Annotated in this window: 2 tRNA genes and 2 rRNA genes; all 4 read left to right on the forward strand. The window is 51.9% G+C overall.

Annotation, left to right across the window (positions count from 1 at the left end):
- The first annotated feature begins 371 nt into the window (after nt 1-371).
- Nucleotides 372-1,907: ribosomal RNA gene (locus tag HMPREF2924_RS08940) — 16S ribosomal RNA — on the forward strand.
- A 64-nt stretch (nt 1,908-1,971) separates the two neighbouring features.
- Nucleotides 1,972-2,048, forward strand: a tRNA-Ile gene (locus HMPREF2924_RS08945).
- A 28-nt stretch (nt 2,049-2,076) separates the two neighbouring features.
- Nucleotides 2,077-2,152, forward strand: a tRNA-Ala gene (locus HMPREF2924_RS08950).
- A gap of 225 nt (nt 2,153-2,377) precedes the next feature.
- Nucleotides 2,378-5,268 (forward strand): 23S ribosomal RNA (locus HMPREF2924_RS08955).
- The 16S and 23S rRNA genes sit together here with 2 tRNA genes alongside, the layout of an rRNA operon.
- The last annotated feature ends 75 nt before the right edge of the window (nt 5,269-5,343 follow it).

The raw sequence follows: 5,343 nt of genomic DNA on the forward strand, positions 1-5,343 counted from the left end.
TTCGAAACGAAGCTTCACCGAGGTGCTTGACAGCGAGTTTGAACGCTGTAGAATGCGCCTCCCGCTGATCGGAAGATGGTTTGAAGGTCGGCGCAAGCGGTTGAGTAGAAAAGAAAATTTTCGAAAATAACGCTTGACGGAAAGAGAGGTTGCTGTAGAATGCGCGGCCTCGGTTGAGACGAAAGCCTTGACCAACTGCTCTTTAACAAGTCGAATCAAGCAATTCGTGTGGGTGCTTGTGATGTAAGACTGGTGATCGAAAGATTATCAGCAACGCAAGTAACACTCGTGAATTCGAGAGTTTTATCTCTTTTTAAGAGAATGCGATTGCTGAGCCAAGTTTAGGGTTTTCTCAAAACCCAAGCAGTATTGAACTGAAGAGTTTGATCATGGCTCAGATTGAACGCTGGCGGCAGGCCTAACACATGCAAGTCGAGCGGATGAAGGGAGCTTGCTCCTGGATTCAGCGGCGGACGGGTGAGTAATGCCTAGGAATCTGCCTGGTAGTGGGGGATAACGTCCGGAAACGGGCGCTAATACCGCATACGTCCTGAGGGAGAAAGTGGGGGATCTTCGGACCTCACGCTATCAGATGAGCCTAGGTCGGATTAGCTAGTTGGTGGGGTAAAGGCCTACCAAGGCGACGATCCGTAACTGGTCTGAGAGGATGATCAGTCACACTGGAACTGAGACACGGTCCAGACTCCTACGGGAGGCAGCAGTGGGGAATATTGGACAATGGGCGAAAGCCTGATCCAGCCATGCCGCGTGTGTGAAGAAGGTCTTCGGATTGTAAAGCACTTTAAGTTGGGAGGAAGGGCAGTAAGTTAATACCTTGCTGTTTTGACGTTACCAACAGAATAAGCACCGGCTAACTTCGTGCCAGCAGCCGCGGTAATACGAAGGGTGCAAGCGTTAATCGGAATTACTGGGCGTAAAGCGCGCGTAGGTGGTTCAGCAAGTTGGATGTGAAATCCCCGGGCTCAACCTGGGAACTGCATCCAAAACTACTGAGCTAGAGTACGGTAGAGGGTGGTGGAATTTCCTGTGTAGCGGTGAAATGCGTAGATATAGGAAGGAACACCAGTGGCGAAGGCGACCACCTGGACTGATACTGACACTGAGGTGCGAAAGCGTGGGGAGCAAACAGGATTAGATACCCTGGTAGTCCACGCCGTAAACGATGTCGACTAGCCGTTGGGATCCTTGAGATCTTAGTGGCGCAGCTAACGCGATAAGTCGACCGCCTGGGGAGTACGGCCGCAAGGTTAAAACTCAAATGAATTGACGGGGGCCCGCACAAGCGGTGGAGCATGTGGTTTAATTCGAAGCAACGCGAAGAACCTTACCTGGCCTTGACATGCTGAGAACTTTCCAGAGATGGATTGGTGCCTTCGGGAACTCAGACACAGGTGCTGCATGGCTGTCGTCAGCTCGTGTCGTGAGATGTTGGGTTAAGTCCCGTAACGAGCGCAACCCTTGTCCTTAGTTACCAGCACCTCGGGTGGGCACTCTAAGGAGACTGCCGGTGACAAACCGGAGGAAGGTGGGGATGACGTCAAGTCATCATGGCCCTTACGGCCAGGGCTACACACGTGCTACAATGGTCGGTACAAAGGGTTGCCAAGCCGCGAGGTGGAGCTAATCCCATAAAACCGATCGTAGTCCGGATCGCAGTCTGCAACTCGACTGCGTGAAGTCGGAATCGCTAGTAATCGTGAATCAGAATGTCACGGTGAATACGTTCCCGGGCCTTGTACACACCGCCCGTCACACCATGGGAGTGGGTTGCTCCAGAAGTAGCTAGTCTAACCGCAAGGGGGACGGTTACCACGGAGTGATTCATGACTGGGGTGAAGTCGTAACAAGGTAGCCGTAGGGGAACCTGCGGCTGGATCACCTCCTTAATCGAAGATCTCAGCTTCTTCATAAGCTCCCACACGAATTGCTTGATTCACTGGTTAGACGATTGGGTCTGTAGCTCAGTTGGTTAGAGCGCACCCCTGATAAGGGTGAGGTCGGCAGTTCGAATCTGCCCAGACCCACCAATTGTTGGTGTGCTGCGTGATCCGATACGGGGCCATAGCTCAGCTGGGAGAGCGCCTGCTTTGCACGCAGGAGGTCAGGAGTTCGATCCTCCTTGGCTCCACCATCCAAACAATCGTCGAAAGCTCAGAAATGAATGTTCGTGAATGAACATTGATTTCTGGTCTTTGCACCAGAACTGTTCTTTAAAAATTCGGGTATGTGATAGAAGTAAGACTGAATGATCTCTTTCACTGGTGATCATTCAAGTCAAGGTAAAATTTGCGAGTTCAAGCGCGAATTTTCGGCGAATGTCGTCTTCACAGTATAACCAGATTGCTTGGGGTTATATGGTCAAGTGAAGAAGCGCATACGGTGGATGCCTTGGCAGTCAGAGGCGATGAAAGACGTGGTAGCCTGCGAAAAGCTTCGGGGAGTCGGCAAACAGACTTTGATCCGGAGATCTCTGAATGGGGGAACCCACCTAGGATAACCTAGGTATCTTGTACTGAATCCATAGGTGCAAGAGGCGAACCAGGGGAACTGAAACATCTAAGTACCCTGAGGAAAAGAAATCAACCGAGATTCCCTTAGTAGTGGCGAGCGAACGGGGATTAGCCCTTAAGCTTCATTGATTTTAGCGGAACGCTCTGGAAAGTGCGGCCATAGTGGGTGATAGCCCCGTACGCGAAAGGATCTTTGAAGTGAAATCGAGTAGGACGGAGCACGAGAAACTTTGTCTGAACATGGGGGGACCATCCTCCAAGGCTAAATACTACTGACTGACCGATAGTGAACCAGTACCGTGAGGGAAAGGCGAAAAGAACCCCGGAGAGGGGAGTGAAATAGAACCTGAAACCGTATGCGTACAAGCAGTGGGAGCCTACTTGTTAGGTGACTGCGTACCTTTTGTATAATGGGTCAGCGACTTATATTCAGTGGCAAGCTTAACCGTATAGGGTAGGCGTAGCGAAAGCGAGTCTTAATAGGGCGTTTAGTCGCTGGGTATAGACCCGAAACCGGGCGATCTATCCATGAGCAGGTTGAAGGTTAGGTAACACTGACTGGAGGACCGAACCCACTCCCGTTGAAAAGGTAGGGGATGACTTGTGGATCGGAGTGAAAGGCTAATCAAGCTCGGAGATAGCTGGTTCTCCTCGAAAGCTATTTAGGTAGCGCCTCATGTATCACTCTGGGGGGTAGAGCACTGTTTCGGCTAGGGGGTCATCCCGACTTACCAAACCGATGCAAACTCCGAATACCCAGAAGTGCCGAGCATGGGAGACACACGGCGGGTGCTAACGTCCGTCGTGAAAAGGGAAACAACCCAGACCGCCAGCTAAGGTCCCAAAGTTGTGGTTAAGTGGTAAACGATGTGGGAAGGCTTAGACAGCTAGGAGGTTGGCTTAGAAGCAGCCACCCTTTAAAGAAAGCGTAATAGCTCACTAGTCGAGTCGGCCTGCGCGGAAGATGTAACGGGGCTCAAACCACACACCGAAGCTGCGGGTGTCACGTAAGTGACGCGGTAGAGGAGCGTTCTGTAAGCCTGTGAAGGTGAGTTGAGAAGCTTGCTGGAGGTATCAGAAGTGCGAATGCTGACATGAGTAACGACAATGGGTGTGAAAAACACCCACGCCGAAAGACCAAGGGTTCCTGCGCAACGTTAATCGACGCAGGGTTAGTCGGTTCCTAAGGCGAGGCTGAAAAGCGTAGTCGATGGGAAACAGGTTAATATTCCTGTACTTCTGGTTACTGCGATGGAGGGACGGAGAAGGCTAGGCCAGCTTGGCGTTGGTTGTCCAAGTTTAAGGTGGTAGGCTGAAATCTTAGGTAAATCCGGGGTTTCAAGGCCGAGAGCTGATGACGAGTCGTCTTTTAGATGACGAAGTGGTTGATGCCATGCTTCCAAGAAAAGCTTCTAAGCTTCAGGTAACCAGGAACCGTACCCCAAACCGACACAGGTGGTCGGGTAGAGAATACCAAGGCGCTTGAGAGAACTCGGGTGAAGGAACTAGGCAAAATGGCACCGTAACTTCGGGAGAAGGTGCGCCGGCTAGGGTGAAGGATTTACTCCGTAAGCTCTGGCTGGTCGAAGATACCAGGCCGCTGCGACTGTTTATTAAAAACACAGCACTCTGCAAACACGAAAGTGGACGTATAGGGTGTGACGCCTGCCCGGTGCCGGAAGGTTAATTGATGGGGTTAGCGCAAGCGAAGCTCTTGATCGAAGCCCCGGTAAACGGCGGCCGTAACTATAACGGTCCTAAGGTAGCGAAATTCCTTGTCGGGTAAGTTCCGACCTGCACGAATGGCGTAACGATGGCGGCGCTGTCTCCACCCGAGACTCAGTGAAATTGAAATCGCTGTGAAGATGCAGTGTATCCGCGGCTAGACGGAAAGACCCCGTGAACCTTTACTGTAGCTTTGCACTGGACTTTGAGCCTGCTTGTGTAGGATAGGTGGGAGGCTTTGAAGCGTGGACGCCAGTTCGCGTGGAGCCATCCTTGAAATACCACCCTGGCATGCTTGAGGTTCTAACTCTGGTCCGTAATCCGGATCGAGGACAGTGTATGGTGGGCAGTTTGACTGGGGCGGTCTCCTCCTAAAGAGTAACGGAGGAGTACGAAGGTGCGCTCAGACCGGTCGGAAATCGGTCGCAGAGTATAAAGGCAAAAGCGCGCTTGACTGCGAGACAGACACGTCGAGCAGGTACGAAAGTAGGTCTTAGTGATCCGGTGGTTCTGTATGGAAGGGCCATCGCTCAACGGATAAAAGGTACTCCGGGGATAACAGGCTGATACCGCCCAAGAGTTCATATCGACGGCGGTGTTTGGCACCTCGATGTCGGCTCATCACATCCTGGGGCTGAAGCCGGTCCCAAGGGTATGGCTGTTCGCCATTTAAAGTGGTACGCGAGCTGGGTTTAGAACGTCGTGAGACAGTTCGGTCCCTATCTGCCGTGGACGTTTGAGATTTGAGAGGGGCTGCTCCTAGTACGAGAGGACCGGAGTGGACGAACCTCTGGTGTTCCGGTTGTCACGCCAGTGGCATTGCCGGGTAGCTATGTTCGGAAAAGATAACCGCTGAAAGCATCTAAGCGGGAAACTTGCCTCAAGATGAGATCTCACTGGGAACTCGATTCCCCTGAAGGGCCGTCGAAGACTACGACGTTGATAGGCTGGGTGTGTAAGCGTTGTGAGGCGTTGAGCTAACCAGTACTAATTGCCCGTGAGGCTTGACCATATAACACCCAAACAATCTGATGATTGTGTGTTGTAAGGTGAAGTCGACGAACCGAAAGTTCGCATGAACCGCAAA

The organism is Pseudomonas sp. HMSC063H08, assembly GCF_001813645.1.
In the GTDB taxonomy this organism is placed as follows: domain Bacteria; phylum Pseudomonadota; class Gammaproteobacteria; order Pseudomonadales; family Pseudomonadaceae; genus Pseudomonas; species Pseudomonas aeruginosa.